The organism is Pseudomonas sp. LBUM1663, assembly GCF_059695905.1.
In genome coordinates this window covers 5437658-5456738 of record NZ_CP166792.1, presented here as the reverse complement: position 1 = coordinate 5456738, position 19081 = coordinate 5437658, and the positions used below count along the sequence as shown (strand labels likewise).

16 protein-coding genes are annotated in these 19081 nt (G+C 60.1%); 4 read left to right on the top strand and 12 right to left on the bottom strand.

Annotation, left to right across the window (positions count from 1 at the left end; genetic code table 11):
* Positions 1-47: 47 nt before the first annotated feature.
* Positions 48-959: a UDP-3-O-acyl-N-acetylglucosamine deacetylase gene (lpxC, locus tag ACA075_RS24950; RefSeq protein WP_008147525.1), complete on the top strand. Its 912-nt coding sequence runs from the start codon at positions 48-50 to the stop codon at positions 957-959.
* 202 nt (positions 960-1161) lie between these two features.
* Here lpxC and ACA075_RS24945 read toward each other — a convergent pair whose 3' ends face one another.
* The 7 genes from ACA075_RS24945 to ACA075_RS24915 all read right to left on the bottom strand — a co-directional run bounded on the left by ACA075_RS24945 (position 1162) and on the right by ACA075_RS24915 (position 11078).
* Complete coding sequence (locus ACA075_RS24945) at positions 1162-2658, bottom strand: sensor domain-containing diguanylate cyclase (protein ID WP_497295990.1); 1497 nt, start codon at positions 2656-2658, stop codon at positions 1162-1164.
* 147 nt (positions 2659-2805) lie between these two features.
* Positions 2806-4125: an OprD family porin gene (locus ACA075_RS24940; protein ID WP_497295988.1), complete on the bottom strand. Its 1320-nt coding sequence runs from the start codon at positions 4123-4125 to the stop codon at positions 2806-2808.
* Between the two features lie 195 nt (positions 4126-4320).
* Positions 4321-4545, bottom strand: a complete 225-nt coding sequence (locus ACA075_RS24935; RefSeq protein ID WP_497295986.1) for a hypothetical protein — start codon at positions 4543-4545, stop codon at positions 4321-4323.
* A 233-nt stretch (positions 4546-4778) separates the two neighbouring features.
* Positions 4779-6143, bottom strand: a complete 1365-nt coding sequence (locus tag ACA075_RS24930; RefSeq protein ID WP_219094439.1) for a heavy metal sensor histidine kinase — start codon at positions 6141-6143, stop codon at positions 4779-4781.
* Positions 6133-6810: a heavy metal response regulator transcription factor gene (locus tag ACA075_RS24925; RefSeq protein WP_007916978.1), complete on the bottom strand. Its 678-nt coding sequence runs from the start codon at positions 6808-6810 to the stop codon at positions 6133-6135. The genes ACA075_RS24930 and ACA075_RS24925 overlap by 11 nt, the downstream gene beginning before the upstream one ends.
* A 9-nt stretch (positions 6811-6819) precedes the next feature.
* Positions 6820-9921, bottom strand: a complete 3102-nt coding sequence (locus ACA075_RS24920) for a multidrug efflux RND transporter permease subunit (RefSeq protein WP_497295984.1) — start codon at positions 9919-9921, stop codon at positions 6820-6822.
* On the bottom strand, positions 9918-11078 hold the full coding sequence (locus tag ACA075_RS24915; RefSeq protein WP_497295982.1) for an efflux RND transporter periplasmic adaptor subunit: 1161 nt from the start codon (positions 11076-11078) through the stop codon (positions 9918-9920). The genes ACA075_RS24920 and ACA075_RS24915 overlap by 4 nt, the downstream gene beginning before the upstream one ends.
* Positions 11079-12042: 964 nt before the next feature.
* On the opposite strand from ACA075_RS24915, the gene ACA075_RS24910 reads away from it, so the two are divergent.
* Positions 12043-12414 carry a DUF6124 family protein gene (locus ACA075_RS24910; RefSeq protein WP_497295980.1) on the top strand — a complete coding sequence of 124 codons (372 nt, stop codon included), beginning with the start codon at positions 12043-12045 and terminating at the stop codon, positions 12412-12414.
* Between the two features lie 232 nt (positions 12415-12646).
* Positions 12647-12904 carry a hypothetical protein gene (locus tag ACA075_RS24905; protein WP_007943495.1) on the top strand — a complete coding sequence of 86 codons (258 nt, stop codon included), beginning with the start codon at positions 12647-12649 and terminating at the stop codon, positions 12902-12904.
* Positions 12905-13057: 153 nt separating this feature from the next.
* Here the strand turns inward: ACA075_RS24905 and ACA075_RS24900 are convergent, their stop codons facing one another.
* The 5 genes from ACA075_RS24900 to norR form a co-directional block, all read right to left on the bottom strand.
* Positions 13058-13807: a YkgJ family cysteine cluster protein gene (locus ACA075_RS24900; protein WP_497299330.1), complete on the bottom strand. Its 750-nt coding sequence runs from the start codon at positions 13805-13807 to the stop codon at positions 13058-13060.
* An 83-nt stretch (positions 13808-13890) separates the two neighbouring features.
* Positions 13891-14217 (bottom strand): hypothetical protein, encoded by a 327-nt coding sequence (locus tag ACA075_RS24895; protein WP_497295978.1) that lies wholly within the window; start codon positions 14215-14217, stop codon positions 13891-13893.
* 177 nt (positions 14218-14394) lie between these two features.
* The gene (locus ACA075_RS24890; protein ID WP_497299329.1) at positions 14395-14853 is read right to left on the bottom strand and encodes a GNAT family N-acetyltransferase; all 459 of its coding nucleotides are present in this window, start codon (positions 14851-14853) and stop codon (positions 14395-14397) included.
* Between the two features lie 27 nt (positions 14854-14880).
* Entirely contained in the window at positions 14881-15783 is a 903-nt protein-coding gene (locus ACA075_RS24885) for a chemotaxis protein CheV (protein WP_219094447.1), read from the bottom strand.
* A gap of 266 nt (positions 15784-16049) precedes the next feature.
* Positions 16050-17603 carry a nitric oxide reductase transcriptional regulator NorR gene (norR, locus tag ACA075_RS24880; protein ID WP_497295976.1) on the bottom strand — a complete coding sequence of 518 codons (1554 nt, stop codon included), beginning with the start codon at positions 17601-17603 and terminating at the stop codon, positions 16050-16052.
* A 157-nt stretch (positions 17604-17760) separates the two neighbouring features.
* On the opposite strand from norR, the gene hmpA reads away from it, so the two are divergent.
* Positions 17761-18942: an NO-inducible flavohemoprotein gene (hmpA, locus tag ACA075_RS24875; RefSeq protein ID WP_497295975.1), complete on the top strand. Its 1182-nt coding sequence runs from the start codon at positions 17761-17763 to the stop codon at positions 18940-18942.
* Positions 18943-19081 lie beyond the last annotated feature (139 nt).

Here is a 19081-nt window from a genome sequence, read left to right as displayed (position 1 = left end):
GCCTTTGTTGATACCAGTTCGCAATTTGCGCTGAAGCGGCCCAAGCCATGATTAAACAACGCACACTGAAAAATATTATCCGTGCTACAGGTGTAGGCCTGCACTCCGGGGAGAAGGTTTACCTGACCCTCAAGCCTGCACCTATCGACACCGGCATTGTGTTTGTTCGTGCCGACCTCGACCCTGTGGTGCAGATTCCTGCCCGCGCGGAAAACGTTGGTGAAACCACGATGTCGACCACATTGGTCAGTGGTGACACCAAAGTGGATACGGTGGAGCACTTGCTCTCGGCCATGGCTGGCCTGGGCATCGATAACGCCTACGTCGAGCTCTCCGCGTCCGAAGTCCCGATCATGGATGGTAGCGCTGGACCTTTCGTATTCCTGATTCAATCGGCCGGCCTGGAAGAACAGGACGCACCGAAGAAGTTCATCCGGATCCTGCGGGAAGTGACAGTGGAAGACGGCGACAAGCGCGCCACTTTCGTCCCTTTCGAAGGTTTCAAGGTGAGTTTCGAGATCGATTTCGATCACCCGGTTTTCCGTAACCGCACACAAAGTGCAAGCGTGGATTTTTCCAGCACTTCGTTCGTAAAAGAAGTCAGCCGCGCCCGTACCTTTGGTTTCATGAGTGACATCGAGTACCTGCGCAAGCACAACCTCGCACTCGGCGGCAGCGTTGAAAACGCTATTGTGGTCGACGCGGATGGTGTACTGAACGAAGACGGCCTTCGCTATGAAGACGAATTCGTGAAGCACAAGATCCTCGATGCAATTGGTGACCTCTACCTGCTGGGCAATAGCCTGATTGGTGAGTTCAAGGGCTTCAAGTCCGGACATGCATTGAACAACCAGCTGCTGCGCAAGTTGATTGAGCAGACAGATGCTTGGGAAGTCGTGACTTTCGAAGACGCCAGCACTGCACCGATCTCTTACATGCGTCCCGTTGCGGCCGTGTAAGTAAAAACCTCTCTAGTTTTTAAAGGCTGCCTTCGGGTGGCCTTTTTTTATGCCTGTGGGAAAGAGGTGTGGTGTGTGTTCCGGCCCCATCGCGGGCAAGCCCGCTCCCACACTGGTCGAGTGGTACACAAAATCTGTGAACGACACTGAGCCTGTGGGAGCGGGCTTGCCCGCGAATAGGCCGGTAGCGACACCGCAGATTTCAAGCCGTGGCGACCACCCGATTCCGCCCACCTTCCTTCGCCTGATACAACGCCTTGTCCGCCGCAAACAGCAAACTCTCCAAGCTGATATCGTTCGAAGTCGTCCAGGTGCTGATCCCGATACTGACAGTCATCGGCAACTCGGCGCCCTGAATCATCGGCAACCGCTCAACCGCCTTGCGGATGTGTTCGGCAATCTGCCGCGCACCCGCGCTATCGGTTTCCGCCAGGATCACTGAAAACTCTTCGCCGCCGTAACGGGCTGCCAGGTCCGCCGGTCGTCGGATGTGGACGCTGATGACGTTGGCCAACGAGCGCAACGCTTCGTCGCCAGCCTGATGGCCATGAAGGTCGTTGAACGCTTTGAAATGGTCGGCGTCAATCATCAGCAGCGACAAAGGCATGCCGGAACGTTGTGCGCGAAACCATTCATGGCGCAGGGCCTGATCCAGCGTTCGGCGGTTGGCCAGCCCCGTCAACGCATCGGTGGCGGCCAATTGCGCCAGTTCGTGTTCGGCGTTGTGACGCCGACGCAATTCCCTGCGGAGCAACCACGTCAGCCACAGCAGGCTCACGCACAAGGCACCGGTTGCAGAACTGACCACCACCGCCGTGCGTTTCCACGACGCAAATACTTCATCGCTGGAGAGGGCAACGATGACGATCAACGGCAAGTTGCCCACCTTGGAGAACGTGTACAGGCGTTTGTCCTTGTAGCGGCTTGAAACACTGGTGAAGCTACCGTTGCCTTCTTTGACGATGCGCTGGAAGTTGGGTCGGCTGCTGAAGTCCTTGCCAATCAGCTCTTCGGCCAGTCGCGGTTCCTGGGCCAACAGGATGCCGTCCGAGCTGATCAGGTTGACCGAGCTGTCCTTGCCGATACTCAAGCTGTTGAACAACTGATCGAAGTAACTCAAGCGCATGGCAGCTTCGGCCACGCCAAGGAATTCGCCCTGCGAGCCGCTGACCCGGCGACTGAAGCTGATGCGCCATTCATGTTCAGCCTGCCTTGAGCGGAAGGGACGGCTGATGAACATGCCTGGGTCGCGATTGTTCACGTGGGACTGAAAATACTCTCGATCGGCAAAATTGCCCTTTCTGGGCTCCACCGACGCTGAGTCGGCGATCACGTCGCCCTTGTTATCGAGCAACAGAATGTCGCCCTTGTACGGCGCAGCGGTGGCGCGGTCGAACAAGGCCAGATGGCGGATGGCGGCGGAGACTTGCTTTAGGTCTTCTCGCTGCGAGGCCGCGATCAGGCCGAGCAAGGACAGGTCATAGAGTTCGACATTGCGCAGCACGTCGGCGTCGATCAATTGCACGATGTTGGACGCTGAGCGTGTGGCAGACAATTCTGCATTGGCACGCTCACGCACCAACAGGAATGTGACGATGCTCAGGATGGCGATCACCAGCAGCAAACTGCCGAGAACCAGAAGCCGGTCCGACCGGGTCGAACGGATCGGATCGTGAGGTTGTGTAAGGCTCACACTCATGGTTCTGGCTTCTGCTGATAAGCGTTATGAAAGTAGTGCTGCAAGCATCGGGCAGAACCCCGGGAGCCATTTGCGTTCAGGGCGCCTGTATAAGTCCCTGATAAACAAAAGGCCAGCAAAACGTGCTGGCCTTTTGTTTATTCAAGCTTAGAAGACATTGAGCGGGTAGTCGACGATCACCCGGTATTCATCGGTGTCTTGATCCAGCGCGCCATAGCCATTGCCGCCACGGTTGGTGGCCCATTGCAGGCGCACCGCCAGATCCTTGGCCTTGCCGCTCTGGACCACGTACTTGAGATCGATGTCTCTTTCCCAGTGCCTGGCGTTTTTGCCGTCGGCGCTGTACCACGAGGCGTAGCCGCGGCTGTCCGGATCGACTTTGGTCAGGTCCAGTTCACCCCGGGAGTAAGACAACGCCGAGGTCAGGCCGGGCAAGCCGAGGCCCGCGAAGTCGTAGGCGTACTTGAGTTTCCACGAGCGCTCGTTCGGGCCGTTGAAGTCCGAATACTGCTGGGAGTTGTCGAGGAAGACGCTGTCGCCCTGGCTGATGTAGTCGAACGGCGTGTTGCCGTTGACCCGCTGATACGCCGCGGTAACGCTGTGATGACCCACGCCGACGGTGAAATGCAGGCTGTAGGTGTTGTTGTCGATGTTACCCAGCAGCGCATCGCCGGTGTCTTGCGTGTGATAGAAGTGCAGGCCCGGGTTGAGGCTGACCAGGTCGTTCAGCGCGTAGGTGTAATCCAGGTCGTAGTAGTACTGGTTCCAGATGTCCTTGAGCTCGGACGCGTACAGGCTGCTGGTCAAACTTGGCAGGCCGCTCCAGGCCACGCCGGCCCAGTTCAGGTGCTGACTGTCGTCTCCGTCAGCCAGGCTGCCGTAGGAGGTGGCGATGCGGGTGTGGCCGCTCTGGTTGTACGGCTTGGTGAAGCTGGCCTGGCCACCTTCGATCAGGAAACCGTCGAAGCTGTGGTTGGTCACGCTGACGCCACGAAAGGTCTGCGGCAGCATGCGGGTCTCGCCGCCGGCAATCACCGGGTTGGTGAGGAACAGGTCGCCGGCCTTCAACTCGGTATCAAAGGCGCGCATTTTCAGCGTGCCACCCGCCGTCGAAAACGACCCCGGCGCTTTGCCGTTGCCATCGTTGATCGGCAGGATGCTCGAGCCATCCGTGCCGCCACCGCCATCGAGCTTGAGCCCGAGCATGGCGTGGGCATCAACGCCGAACCCGACGGTGCCCTGGGTAAAACCCGATTCAAAGCGGCCAAGGAAACCTTGGCCCCATTCGATGTTGTCGTCCGTCTGCTGCAGACGGTTACGGTTCATGTAGTAGTTTCGGGCATTGAGGTTGAGGCTCGAACCCTGCACAAAACCTTCGTGGCTGGATTCGTCGGCGGCGTGTGCGGCGGGGGACATCGTTGCAGCGATTGCAATGAACAGCGGGTTGAAGCGGAGAGGGAAACGCACTTGCGGTAAAGCTCCTTGGGTCAACTAAACACTTCATATGCTTGAAGTGCAAAATGTTTCTTGTCAGTAAAGACGAACCGGACGGCGTTTAAACCACAACGAAAAAAAGCCGCTGATAGCAGCGGCTTTGAAGACAACTTTTCAATGGGAAGAGCCGATGAAAAGTGTCGAGGGAAAAGGAGCGGTTACGCGGGATCAGCTGTCTTTCTCAAGCCGTGGCTGGGTCGTAGAGGTTGACGCTTGAGGGGTTTGTGCAGCGTCCTGGGCCTTGGCGGTCATTTCGCTCTGATGCTCTTCATACGCCGCGGCGCGCGCGGCATTTTGCGCGACGAACGTCTGCGACTCTTCAGCCATGGCGAACGGAGACAGGAACAAAGAGGACAAAACGAAAGCGCTGGCAATACCCATAGTGTTGGACATCTTTAAAACCTTCTTGCTTGGCAAGTGCTGTTTGGTGCGGGCAAAGGTAAGGGGGATTGGACAGGGGAAAAAGAGCGGATTCATGAAAGGACTGTTGCGCGAACAGCAACAGTAGGCAGGACGACACCGTACCTGTAGCAGCTGGCGAAGCCTGCGTTCGGCTGCGAAGCAGTCGTAAACCCTGAATACGCGGTCTATAGGGACCGCGTGCAGTCCAAATGCCGGGTAGAGGATCAGACGGGGAGGTGGATACCGAAGGTATTCATGCCGTGGTCACTGCGCACAAACACATCCCCGCCATGCATCAGTGCAATCGCCTTGACGATTGCCAGCCCTAACCCGTGGTTGTTGCCGCTGTTGCTACGTGATGCGTCTACGCGATAAAAGCGCTCGAACAATCGAGGCAAATGCTCGCTGGCAATCGGCGATCCCGGGTTGGCCACGCCGATGCTGACCTGATGCTCCTCAACCTCGATGCGCACTTGAATCACCTGGCCGGGTTCCGTGTGTTGCACCGCGTTACTCAGCAAATTGATCAACGCCCGGCGCAGATGAGCAATCTCGATCCGTACCTGCGCATCACCACTGACCTGCACCTGAACCTGCGCATCCTCAAGAATGAAATCCAGATATTCCAGAGTCGTGGCCACTTCATCGGCCAGCGAGGTGGAGGTCAGTTTGGTCGCCTTGCTGCCTTGATCCGCGCTGGCAAGAAACAGCATGTCATTGATGATCGAACGCAGCCGTTCCAGCTCTTCAAGGTTCGATTGCAGCACTTCGAAGTAGTGTTCCGCCGAGCGTCCGCGTGTCAGCGCGACCTGAGTCTGGCCGATCAGGTTGGTCAGCGGCGAGCGCAGTTCGTGGGCGACGTCGGCGTTGAACGACTCAAGACGCGAATAGGCCTGCTCGACCCGCTCCAGCGTGGAGTTGAACGAATTGACGAACTGATTGAGTTCCGGTGGCAGCGATGACAGACGCAAGCGCCCGGAACGCAATGGCGGCGCCAGGCGCTGGGCTTCCTGCGACAACTTGATCAAGGGTTTGAGGCCAATCCGCGCCACCCAATACCCCAGCGCCGACGCCAGCAAGACACCGATGATCGCCAGGCTGATCAGCGCGATCAGCAAATGATGCTGGGTCTGTAAAAACGTCTCGGTGTCGATGCCGATCATGAAACGCAGCGGCGGTCGTTGATCCTTGGCCGGGAACTGGCTGACCAGTACTTTCAGGGGATAAGGCTGGTCTGGCAACGTCATGTCGCGCATCCCCAGCGGCCCTTCGGCAAAGGCGCGGATCTGCGGCGTCAGGTTGCCGTATTCGTAGTGAGGGTCGCCGCTGATGATCCAGAAACTGATGCGCTTGTCTTCTTCGCCGAGCAACTTGAGCTTGTTGTTGATCTTCACCCAATGCTCCGGCGTGCCGTAACGCCCGACGGTGGATTCGAGCACGCTGTAACGCGCGTCCAGCTCCGCCTCTGGCAGCAAACCCAGGCCTTTGTCGACCTGCTGGTACAAGGCCCAGCCGATCAACAGAAACACCAGCAACGCCACCAGCGTGAACATTCCACTCAGGCGCAGGGCAATCGAATTACTGGACACCACGGCTCTCCAGCACATAACCCATGCCCCGGATCGTGTGCAGCAGTTTCTCGTCGAACGGCCCGTCGAGCTTGGCCCGAAGGCGTTTGATCGCGACTTCAACGACGTTGGCGTCGCTGTCGAAATTGATGTCCCAGACCATCTCGGCAATCGCTGTTTTCGAGAGGATTTCACCCTGCCGACGGGCCAGAACGCTGAGCAGCGAGAATTCCTTCGCGGTCAGGTCCAGGCGCGTACCGGCGCGGGTGGCCTTGCGGCTGATCAAATCGATCCACAGGTCGGCAATGCTCACTTGCACCGGTTCATGACCGCCGCTGCGCCGGGTCAGCGCTTGCAGGCGGGCCACCAGTTCGAGGAAGGAAAACGGTTTGCCAAGGTAATCGTCGGCACCGTCGCGCAGGCCTTTGATGCGGTCTTCGACCCGCTCGCGGGCGGTGAGCATGATCACCGGGGTTTGCTTGCGCGCACGCAGCGCGCGCAATACGCCGAAGCCGTCGAGGCCCGGCAGCATGACGTCGAGGACGATCACCGCGTAGTCGCTTTCCAGCGCCAGGTGCAGGCCTTCGACGCCGTCGCGCGCCAGGTCCACGGTGTAACCCTGTTCCGTCAGGCCGCGGTGCAGATAGTCCGCGGTTTTTTCTTCGTCTTCGATAATCAGAACGCGCATGACCCCGCCTCAGTCTGTGGTTGCCAGCGCCGGCATCGGTGCGGGTTTGGGCTTATGGAAAAGCCGCTCCAGCCACAAGTATATGACCGGAGTGGTGAACAGCGTCAGCGCCTGGCTCACCAGCAAGCCGCCGACCACCGCGATGCCCAATGGCTGGCGCAGTTCGGCGCCGGTGCCGTAACCGAGCATCAACGGCAGCGCGCCGAGCAGGGCGGCGAGGGTGGTCATGATGATCGGCCGGAACCGCGTGATACAGGCCTGGTAAATCGCCTCTTCCGGCGGCAAGCCACGATTGCGCTGGGCATCGAGGGCGAAGTCGATCATCAGGATGCCGTTTTTCTTCACGATCCCGATCAGCAACACCAGCCCGATCAGCGCCATGATCGAAAAGTCCTGGCCGCAAATCCACAGCATGATCACCGCGCCAAGCCCCGCCGATGGCAAGGTCGAGATGATGGTCAGCGGATGCACGAAGCTCTCGTAGAGCACGCCGAGAATGATGTACACCGCCACCAGCGCCGCCAGGATCAGCCACGGCTGGCTGGCCAGCGAACTCTGGAACGCTTGCGCCGCGCCCTGGAAGTTGCCGCTCATGGCGGCCGGCATGCCGATGTCGGCCTTGGCCTGGTTGAGCATGATCACCGCATCGCCCAACGCCACGCCGGGCGCCAGGTTGAACGACAAGTTGGCCGCCGGGAACATGCCATCGTGAGCAATAGACAACGGGCCAACCGTCGGCGCATCGAATTTCGCCAGGGCCGACAACGGCACCATTTCCCCGCTCAGCGGAGAGCGCAGGTAGAAATAGTTGAGGCTTTCGGCCTTGCCGCGCTGCTGGGTGTCCAGTTCCAGGATCACGTTGTACTGGTTGATCTGGGTCTGGAACTCATTGATCTGCCGCTGGCCGAAGGCGTCGTACAGCGCTTCATCGACATCGCTGGCAGTCAGGCCGAAACGCGCGGCGGCGCTGCGGTCGATGCTGATGTGGGTGATGCTGCCACCCAGTTGCAGGTCGTTGGAAATGTCGCGGAATGCCGGGTTGGCGCGCAGTTTTTCCGTCAGGCGCTGCGTCCAGGTGCTGAGGGTCGCGCCGTCGTTGCTCTTGAGTACGTATTGGTACTGGGCGCGGCTCGGGCCGGAGCTGAGGTTGATGTCCTGGCCGGCGCGCAGATAGAGCACGATGCCCGGGACTTTCATCAGTTGCGGACGGATCCGGTCAATGAACTGGCTGGCCGAGACGTCGCGGTCACTGCGCTTTTTCAGGGAAATCCAGAAGCGGCCGTTGGCGATGGTCTGGTTACTGCCCGAGACGCCGACCGAGTGGGAAAACGCCGCGACCGCAGGGTCTGCGGCGACGATTTCGGCCATCGCCAGGTGTTTTTTCACCATGTCGCCGTAGGAAATATCGGCGGCGGCTTCGGTGGTGCCGAGGGCAAAACCGGTGTCCTGCACCGGAAAGAACCCCTTGGGGATAAAGATGTAACCGGCCACCGCCAGGCCCAGCGACAGGCAGAAAACCCCGATCATCAACTTCTGGTGGGCGAGGGCGCGGCGCAGCAGCTTTTCATAACCTGCCAGCAAGCGTTCGCCGAACGTGGCTTTGCTGTGGTCGTGATGCACCGGGGCGCGCATGAATAGCGCGGCCAGGGTCGGCGCCAACGTCAGCGACACCACCACCGAAATCATGATGGTCGAAGTCGCGGTCAGGGCGAATTCCTTGAACAGCCGCCCGACCACGCCGCCCATGAACAGCAACGGAATAAACGCCGCCACCAGCGAGAAGCTGATCGAGACCACGGTAAAACCGATCTCGCCGGCACCCTTGATCGCCGCCTCGCGCATGCCGTCGCCGGCCTCCAGGTGGCGGTGAATGTTTTCCACCACCACAATCGCATCGTCGACCACAAATCCCACGGCCACCACGATCGCGACCAGCGTCAGGTTGTTCAGGCTGAAACCCATGATGTACATCAGGGCGAAACTGGCGACCAGCGACACGCCCAGCACGGCGGACACAATCAGGGTCGCCGACCACTGGCGCAGGAACAGCGCCATCACCGCCACCACCAGCATGATCGCGATCAGCAGGGTGATTTCCACTTCATGCAGCGAGGCGCGGATGGTCTGGGTGCGGTCGACCAGCACCTTGACCTGCACCGAGGCCGGCAGCATGGCTTCGAGGCCGGGCAGGGCGGCCTGGATGCGATCCACGGTCTCGACGATGTTCGCGCCCGGTTGCCGGGAAATCACCAGGTTCACCCCGGGCTTGTCACCGGCCCAGGCTTGCACGTAGGCATCTTCCGAACCGTTGACGACTTTGGCGACATCCTTGAGGTGAACCGGGGCTCCGTCCTTGTAGGAAACGATGAGTTGGCTGTATTCCTCGGGGTGGAACAGTTGGTCGTTGGTCGACAGCGTCGAAATGCTCGACTCACCGTACAACGCACCTTTGGCCAGGTTGAGGCTGGTGTTCTGGATGGCCAGGCGAATGTCCGCCAAGGTCAGGCCGATGGCCGCGAGTTTGTCGGCAGACGCCTGAACGCGGATCGCCGGACGTTGCTGTCCGGTGATGTTGATTTGGCCTACACCGTCGATCTGACTGATCTGACGCGAGAGCAGGGTTTCCACCAGGTCGCTGAGTTCAGTGCCGGGCATTTGTGTCGAATTGACGCTGAGGATCAGTACCGGGCTGTCAGCCGGGTTGACCTTGCGCCACGTCGGCAGGGTCGGCATGTCCTTGGGCAGTTTACCGGCGGCGGTGTTGATCGCGGCCTGCACTTCCTGGGCGGCAGTGTCGATGCTTTTGTCGAGGGTGAATTGCAGGGTCAGGTTGGTCGAGCCGAGGGCGCTGCTCGAAGTCATCTGGGTCACGCCGGGGATGGCGCTGAATTGCACTTCAAGCGGCGTAGCCACCGATGACGCCATGGTTTCGGGGCTGGCGCCGGGCAATTGGGCGGCGACCTGAATGGTCGGGAATTCGGCTTCCGGCAGCGGTGCGATGGGCAGGCGCGGGAAGGCGATGACGCCGAGCAACACCAGGGCAAAGGTCAGCAGGATCGTCGCCACCGGATGATCGATGCACCAGGCCGAGACAGAGCCGTGGCCCTTCATGGCTTGGACTCCGATTGCACCACTTGCGGCGGCTCGGTCATGACCTGCACGGTCGAGCCGGGTTTGAGCCGCGACTGGCCGTCGCTGACCAGCACATCACCCGGTTTGACGCCTTTGATGATGTCTTGGCCGCTGCCCTGGTAGACCATTTGTACGGTGACGGTTTCGACCTTGTCGCCGTTGACCCGGTACACGAAATGTTGATCGAGGCCACGCTGTACGACGGTGGGCGGTACGACCAGCGCATCTTTATCCAGGGCTGTCTGAATTTTTACCGTCACCAGCAGGCCCGGCCAGAGTTTCTGCCCGGGGTTGTTGAATTCGGCCTTGGCGCGGATGGTCCCGGTGTTGGCGTTGATCTGGTTGTCGATCAGGGTCAGGTGGCCTTCGCCCAGCAGGTTGCCGGTTTCGCCGTCGGTGTCGGCGCCGATATAGGCCTTCACTTGTGCGCGCTCGGGGTCGCCGATCAGGCCTTGCAGGGTCGGCAGCATTTGTTGCGGCAGGGAAAACTCGACGGCGATCGGGTCGATCTGGGTCACGGTGAACAGGCCCTGGGTGTCGGTCATGCGCAGGAAGTTGCCTTCGTCGACTGTACGAATGCCGACGCGGCCGGTGACCGGGGAGCGAATCTGCGTGTAGGAAAGCTGCACCTGAGCGGCGTCGATTGACGCTTGATTACCTTGGGCGGTGGCTTTGAGTTGGTTGACCAGGGCTTGTTGCTGGTCGTAGGTCTGTTTGGACACGCCGTCGTCGACGCTGAGCAGTTTGTAGCGTTTGAGGTTGACCTGGGCGACTTGCAGTTGGGCCTGGCTTTCGCCCAATTGTGCCCGGGCCTGGTCGAGGCTGGCGCGGATCGAGCGGTCGTCGATGGTGGCGAGCAGGTCGCCTTTGTTCACCAGTTGGCCTTCCTTGACCAGGATTTTGGTGAGGATGCCGTCGATTTGCGGGCGGACCACTACGCTGTGCAGGGACAGGACCGAGCCGATGCCGCTGACGTAGCGGGGGACGTCTTTTTCGGTGACGCTGACGACCCGGACCGGGATCGCTGTGGGCGCGGCTAGTTTGGCGGTGGCGGGTTTGGTGAGGTACCAGGTGCCCAGCGCTGCCAAGGCGATCAACAGACCTGCGATGAAGGCGGTTTTTTTCTGAATTCGCATGCGAGTGGGGCGCCGGGCTAGGTGGTCGGGAGTCGGGTCAGGTTTATACCCTCCTTTATAAACCTGTTCGCTGGTCAGGAAGGTGACTGCTAACTGACGGCGCTGTCAGTTTGGGCTTGGCGGCCTGTGGGCCGACCATGTTGTGGTTGATCGGGTACATATCCATTCCTGCGGTAACGGCGGCTGGCGGTTTCGCCCTTACGGCGACTCACTTTTTTTTCAAACGCCAAAAAAAAGTAAGCAAAAAAAGGCTCGCCCCGAGCGTCCGGCCCCTCGCTAAAGCTCGGCGTTCCTTCGCTCCGGTATCCATCCGGGGACACTGCCCTCCGGTCTGCTTCGCGACGACCTACATGCAGCGTGTTCGACTGCGTCGAACGGCGCTACGCGCCACTCCCCGGATGAACACCTCCACTCAGCCTCCCGAAGGGGCGGGTGGATCAAGATCAAGAGCTGAAGGCGAGCTAACGCTCGGCCTGATGAGTGGTGAGAAGCGAGCGGTACACGCCGATTCCTGTGGGAGCTGGCTTGCCTGCGATGGCGGCCTGACAGCCGACCAATTTCTTTCTGTTGGCCTCGATTGATCGTTCCCTACGCTCCGCGTGGGAATGCTGCCCGGGACGCTTCGCGTTCCATTTTTGTGTTGAAAGATGTGTAAGAAACACAGCGTTTTCCCACGCATTTTTCAGGTTGCCGGGTAGGAAGCGTGTTCTCTAACCTTTGGCTGTCGCTGAAAACTCAGCGACCGGGAGTGAGATTCCGGCTGAACAATTGGAAACCAGCGCAAGGCCCCCCATAATTGCCGCCAGCTTATCCGCTGCCTGCAAGTTTTTTATGGCGGCTGTGTGCGGGCAGACTTCGGTCTGGCCGGGTTCCTTTTGCCGGTAATCTCACACCGCACATAGCTGCCACCTCTGCTCCGAGTGAGATCGGAAATTGATGGCTCCAACATCAAAAGGAAATTTGCATGGATAAGTTAATCCCCGATCCACCCATCGACACCACCACTCCCCGCGACGAAGCCACCCAGGCCGAATCGCTCCTCAAAGACCACGAAGCCATTAAGCGCGCGCTCGATTACTACCTCGATCCCCCCGAGCGCTACACCGAAAAACCGCGCCGCCCAAGCACGATGTTTGTGGTGGCCCCTGATGTTGATTCTGAAAGTCTGTTGGTCCATGCCTGTGAGTCGTTGGCGTCGGCGAGTGTGATGAGCAGTGATTTTGCGACGAGTCTGGAGGGGCCGCAGCGGCATACGGTGTTGGCGATTCAGCAGGTCATCATGCTGGCGGAGTTGGCGGTGAATCGGGTGTTGGACAGGGTTGAGGTTCCGGCGTAGGTAGCGATTGGTCAGGTCCACCGCGTTATCGTTCATCGCGGGCAAGCCCGCTCCCACAAGGACAGCGCTGTACCTGTGGGAGCGGGCTTGCCCGCGATGGCGGTAGATCAGTCAACACAAAACCCGACAGACTCACCTGCGGCGTGAAGCTTGCGGCTCTGGACACAGGTATACTCCCGCCTTTCGCGGCTCGCTGACCGGGCCCGACTTTTTGCATCACCCCGGAGCTTTCATGACTTCCCCGACACAACCGCCGGTTGCCGACGCTTTGAGCGACGACCAGGCAGACCTGCCAGACAGCGTCGACTCCAGCGCAGACAGCGAAACCAAAGCCGCGATCCCGGCGTTCAAGTTCCCGTTCAAACCGGGTGATTTGGCCGCAGCAAAGAATGCCAGCCAGCCTTGGTACAAGAATGGCGCGAAGAATGGCCATACCAAGACGCCAGGGGCTGCGCCTCCAGGGACTCGTCGGTCGATGGGTAAGCGCTGAGTTTCTATTTCTGCGGTGCCTGATCTACCGTCATCGCGAGCAGGCTCGCTCCTACATTTGATCTCCTCAAGACACAGACTTTGTGTACGACGAAGATCCCCTGTGGGAGCGCCTGCTCGCGATGAGGCCTTAACAGGCGATACATCTTCTGAATCAAGCCGCCCGCAACGATATAAACGCGTAGTTCACCGGCGCTTCAGTCGCCACGTGCGCCCCGGCTGCCTGCACTTGCCCGGCGATATCGTCGCCCGACACATGAAACTGCCAATCACTGCCTGAGCCCACCAGTGGCTGCCCGGCCAGCTGATCAATGACAGCGGCAAACGCATTCATATCCGGCAGATAAGCCGTAAACCCATCCCCCTTCAACGCTGTAGTCCGAATCCCCAGCAGCCCGCAAATCGCATCCTTGGCCTGAATGTCATCGCGATCCGCCTGACGTGAACGCTGGATCAATCCCACGAGTTCCTGATCCACCAACTCACCCCCGATGATCAAGTCCGGTCCCTGTTCCCACGATTCGGGCGGGCATTCCTTCACCGCGGTGTTCAGTGCAATGTGCGGATTTATTTCCATCGGGTAGATGCGGCACACCAGCGGGCGGCGTTCGTAGATGCGGCAGAGGTTGTCTTCGTCAAGATTCCGGCAGGGACCGACGTTGTACGCGGCAAAGGTGATCGCCACGTAAGCCTCGGACGTGCCGCTGCGAACCACCACTGAACGACGTTCGGCGTGGTCCCGTTGCTGCACGGGCAGGCCCAGGCCGTTACCGAGGAAACCTTCCACCAACACGATCACCTGACCGCCGTCGGCCGCCCACATGCGGGCTTCGGCCAGGGTCAGGGGCACGTGGTGGTCGTTGCAGCATTTGCCGCAACCTACGCAGGAAAATGTCGTATCCATTGAGCGGCCGGTCACTTCCGAGGGCATGAAACGGCGCCAGAAAGACACCGCGAAAGAACGTTTCGAAGCAAGTTATGCGCCACTCACTGGGCTTTGGCGGTGGGGCGGATGGAGTCCCACTCGGTCACGTAGGCGGTTTTGCTCTTTTTGTTGTAGAGGCACAGCTCGGTGCCTTGCTGGCCTTTCATGTGTTTTTGCGGGTATTGGCCTTGCAGCAGGAGTGCGGAATAGCCGACCCGGTCATCGAACTGCGCGGCGGTGCCGACGGGTTTTGCGTCTTTCAGGCCACTGGCTTTGGTGCAGCTGGCGAGCACGGCTTTGTCGTAGGCGGCCCAGGCGTCGGGGCTGGAGGCGTGGGCCTGGGTGGCGAGGGCGGTGAGGCAGAGGAAGGTCATTGTTGCGGCTTTCATGGGGCGGGCATCCTTGGGCAGTGAGTTGGCCGAGGGGGGAGTATGCCTGATGGTGTTGGGTTGAATGTGTCGGCCTCATCGCCAGCAGGCTGGCTCCCACATTGTTTCTGCACAGGGCACAGATTTTGTGTTCGACGAAGACCCATTGTGGGAGCGAGCCTGCTCGCGATGGCGGTATCAGGCTGGAACCAATTCCCGACGGACCACATACATCCCGGCACTTTCATACAGCCGCTGCGCCCGAAGGTTGTCTTCTAATACCTTCAAATCCACAAAGCCTTCCCGGCGATCCTGAAACACCTTGAATGCATGCAGCAACAACGCACGGCCCAATCCGAGGCGCTGAGCCTGCGGATGCACCACCAAATTTTTGATGTAAGCGCTGGTCCAGCACTGGCATACACCGACGATAATTTCGCCGTCGAGTGCAATAAAACACAGGCTCGGATCATATTCAGGATCGGTCTCAAACCGCTGTTGCCAGACATCCAGCGCCGGCACACGACCGCCACCTTCGCGATAACCGAGCTCCATCAAGTGATGCACGGGTTCGGCAAGTTCGGGGCGGTATTCGACGAGATCTATTCCTTGAGGCCAAGTGATCGCCGGCACGGCCTCGGCAAGGTTGCGCCGCATCAGCAAGCAAAAGCCTTCAGCCATGACTCAGTGACCTTGTTCGGCGACGGCCTTGGCCGCTTCGATCAGGCACCGGGTCAGTTCTGGCGAGGAGAACTTGGTCAGCACCGCGTTGGCCCCGGCCAGGCGCGCTTTCTCGCTGTTCATTGCGCTGTCCAGCGACGTGTGCAGCAGCACATAAAGGTGCGAGAAGTCCGGGGTCTCGCGCAGGGTGCGGGTGAAGGCGTAACCGTCCATTTCTGACATTTCGATGTCCGAGACGATCAGGTTGATCTGCTGCGCTGTGCCTTGCAGGTCCAGCAGGCAGTCGATGGCTTCCTTGGCGCTGCGGGCGGTGTGGCATTGCAGGCCGAGGTTGCGCAGGGTGTGAACCGATTGCTGCAGCGCGACCTGGCTGTCATCGACCACCAGAATCCGCGCGTTACCCAGCACTTCGGCGTCTTCCATGCTCAGTTCGGTCGGGGCTGTTTCGATCTGCGCCGGGGCGATGCCGTGGATGACCTTTTCGATGTCCAGCACTTGCACCAGGGTGCCGTCGACCGAGGTCACGCCGGTGATGTACGAGCGCACGCCGCCGGAACCGAAGGGCGGCGGTCGGATGTCGGTGGTCAGGCAGTGGACGATTTTGCTCACGGCCTGAACGTGCAGGCCCTGTTTGGAGCGGCTGACGTCGGTGACGATCAGGCAGCCACCGTTCGGGTCTTCCAGCGGCCGCTCGCCGATAGCGCGGCTGAGGTCGATCACCGACAACGAGGTGCCGCGCAGGGTGGCGATGCCTTTGACGTGGGGGTGCGACTCCGGCAGCTTGGTCAGCGGCGGGCAGGGGATGATTTCGCTGACTTTCAGCAGGTTGATTGCCATCAGCTTGCCGCTGCGCAAGGTAAACAGCAGAAGCGAAAGTGAGTCTGCGCGGGCTTTGGTGGTGGACATAAAAACCTTCTGTGGAAAAAGGTGATGGGCGAATAAAAAGTCGCCAAAAGCTATTGATGCCGGGTTATCGACTTGTTGGGGGCAGGCTTTAGGCTAAATACCCATTCCCGGCCCAACGGCGAACCCCTGTGGCGAGGGAGCTTGCTCCCGCTGGAGTGCGAAGCACTCCCGATCAGATGATGTGTGTTTTCAGACTATCCGCATTTTCAGGTTTTGCAGCTGCTTCGCAGCCGAGCGGGAGCAAGCTCCCTCGCCACAGTGGGGGGTTATTTCATCCCCAACCGCTTGGCCATCCGCCCAAGATTCGCCCGGTCCAGGCCCAGCTCGCGGGCTGCACTCGCCCAGTTGTCGTGATGCCGTTCCAGGCAAGCGCTGATCAATTGTCGCTGATAATTTTCGGTGGCCTCGCGCAGATCTCCCGCAACCAGAGCGGCGGGGCTGGCAGCCGGTTGCTCGGTGGCGGCGATTTCAACGCTGCCGTTGGGCAAATCCAGATCCGCCGCACTCAAGCTGAGAATCTTCGGCCGCTCCTTGCAGTTACCCAGCGCCTTCAACGCGCTGCGACCAATCAAATGCTCCAGCTCCCGTACATTCCCCGGCCAACCATACGCCAGCAATGCTGCTTGCGCATCGCTGTTCAGGCGCAGGCTGTTGAGGCCCATGCGCGAGCGGTTCTGTTCCAGGAAAAAACCGCTGAGCAGCAACACATCGCGCCCGCGATCGCGCAGGGCCGGCACCAGCAACGGATAAACACTCAAACGGTGATAGAAGTCGGCGCGGTAGCGGCCGCTGCGCACTTCTTCGGCCAGGTCGCGGTTGGTCGCTGCGATCAGGCGCACGTCCACCTGATGTTCTTTATCCGACCCCAGGCGCTGCAACTGACCGCTTTGCAGCACCCGCAACAACTTGGCCTGCACAGTCAGGGACAGTTCGCCCACTTCATCGAGAAACAGCGTGCCGCCATTGGCCAGTTCGAATTTGCCGCGCCGATCGTTCATGGCGCCGGTGAAGGCGCCGCGCACATGGCCGAACAATTCGCTTTCCACCAGGGTGTCCGGCAGGGCGGCGCAGTTAAGGCTGATGATCGGTTTGTCCGCCCGAGGCGAGGCCGCATGAATCGCCTGCGCCACCAATTCCTTGCCGACCCCGGTTTCGCCGGTGATCAGCACGGTCAAGTCGCTGCCGCCCACCAGGCTGATCTCTTCCACCAGGCGTTTATGCGCCTTGCTTTGGCCGATCATCTCGCGGTTCTGCTGACCGCTAGCCTGACGGTACACCTCGGCGCGCTGATGTTCGTCTTCGGCACGATTGGCCAGGCGCTCGATGCGCTCGGCGGCGTTGACGGTGGCGGCCGCGAGGCTGGCGAAGGCTTGCAGGGCGTCCAGTTCGATGGGTTCGAATTGTTCCGGGTCGAGGGCGTCGAGGGTCAGCAAGCCCCATGGACGCTCATCGATAAACAACGGGCAGCCCATGCAGTCGTGGACTTCCAGATGATCGTCGAGGCCGTCAACCAGGCCGTCGTAAGGGTCAGGCAAGTTGCTGTCGGCGGCGAATCGCGTCGGGCCTTGGCTGCTGAGCAACGCTTCGAAGCGCGGGTGCTCGCTGACTTTGAAGCGACGGCCAAGGGTGTCGGTGCTCAAGCCGTCGACGGCCAGCGGCACCAGCCATTCGCCATCAAGGCGCAGCAGGGCGGCGGCATCGCAGGGGAGCAGGGCGCGCATGGCTTCGAGCAGGCGTCGATAGCGCTCGCCTTCGGGCAGTTCGCGGGACAGGTCGGAGACCAGCGGTAGCAGGGCGGTGAGCAAGGATTTTGCAGTCATAGTGACTCCGTGTAGTCGGTATGACTATAAGTCAACCTGTGTCGATATGACTACTGTGTTCTTAAGTTGTTGATTTTAAACGTTTAAATATTTGGCATGGAAACTGATAAGCATAGGGCAATCAGTTAGCAATCCAAGTAGCCCCAGGAGTCACCTTATGCTTAGCGTCCAAGACCGTGCCATCGTCAAATCCACCGTGCCGCTGCTGGAAAGCGGTGGCGAAGCGCTGATCACTTACTTCTACCGCATGATGCTCTCCGAATACCCGGAAGTCCGCCCGCTGTTCAACCAGGCCCACCAGGCCAGCGGTGACCAGCCACGCGCTTTGGCCAACGGTGTATTGATGTACGCGCGGCACATCGACCAGCTCGACCAGTTGGGCGACCTCGTCGCCAAAATCATCAACAAGCACGTGGCCCTGCAAATCCTGCCTGAGCACTACCCGATTGTCGGCGCTTGCCTACTGCGTGCGATCTCCGAAGTGCTGGGCGACGAAATCGCCACCCCTGAAGTGATGAGCGCCTGGGGCGCGGCCTACGGTCAATTGGCCGACATCCTGATCGGCGCCGAAACCAGCATCTACGATCAAAAGGAACAGGCACCCGGCGGCTGGCGCGGGGCGCGGGAGTTCATCGTGGCGGCGAAGGTCGAGGAAAGCGCGGAAATCACCTCGTTCTACTTCGAACCTGCCGACAAAGGCGCCATTCTGGCGGCGGAACCAGGCCAGTACATCGGCATGAAATTGATCCTCGATGGCGAAGAGATCCGTCGTAACTATTCGCTGTCGGCATTGGCCAACAAGGGCCAGTACCGCATCAGCGTCAAGCGTGAAACCGGTGGCCGCGCCTCTAACCACTTGCACGATCAACTGCATGTCGGCTCGAGCATTCAGCTGTTCCCGCCCTCGGGCGAGTTCACCCTGACCGCCAGCGACAAGCCGTTGGTGCTGATCAGCGGCGGCGTCGGCATCACCCCAACGCTGGCGATGCTGGAAGCGGCACTGGCGACCGAGCGGCCGGTGCACTTTATCCACTGCGCGCGCAACGGCAGCGTTCACGCCTTCCGCGACTGGATCGATGGCTTGGCCGAGCGTCACCCGCAACTCAAACGCTTCTATTGCTACGCCGAAGATGACGGCGTGAGCCCGGCGGCGCACAAGGTCGGGTTGTTGAGCCGCGAGCAGTTGGGCGAGTGGCTGCCGGAGCAGCGTGATCTGGATGCTTACTTCCTGGGGCCAAAAGGGTTCATGGCGGCGATCAAGCGTCACCTCAAGGCGCTGGGTGTGCCGGAGAAACAGAGCCGTTACGAGTTCTTTGGGCCGGCTTCGGCGTTGGAATAAATGATGCGGCGACTCGGACACACCGAGTCGCCTTCATCGCGGGCAAGCCCGGCTCCCACAGGATTGATGTCGATCACAAACGTTGTGTACGACATCAATCCTGTGGGAGCCGGGCTTGCCCGCGATAGGCAGCGCCGTG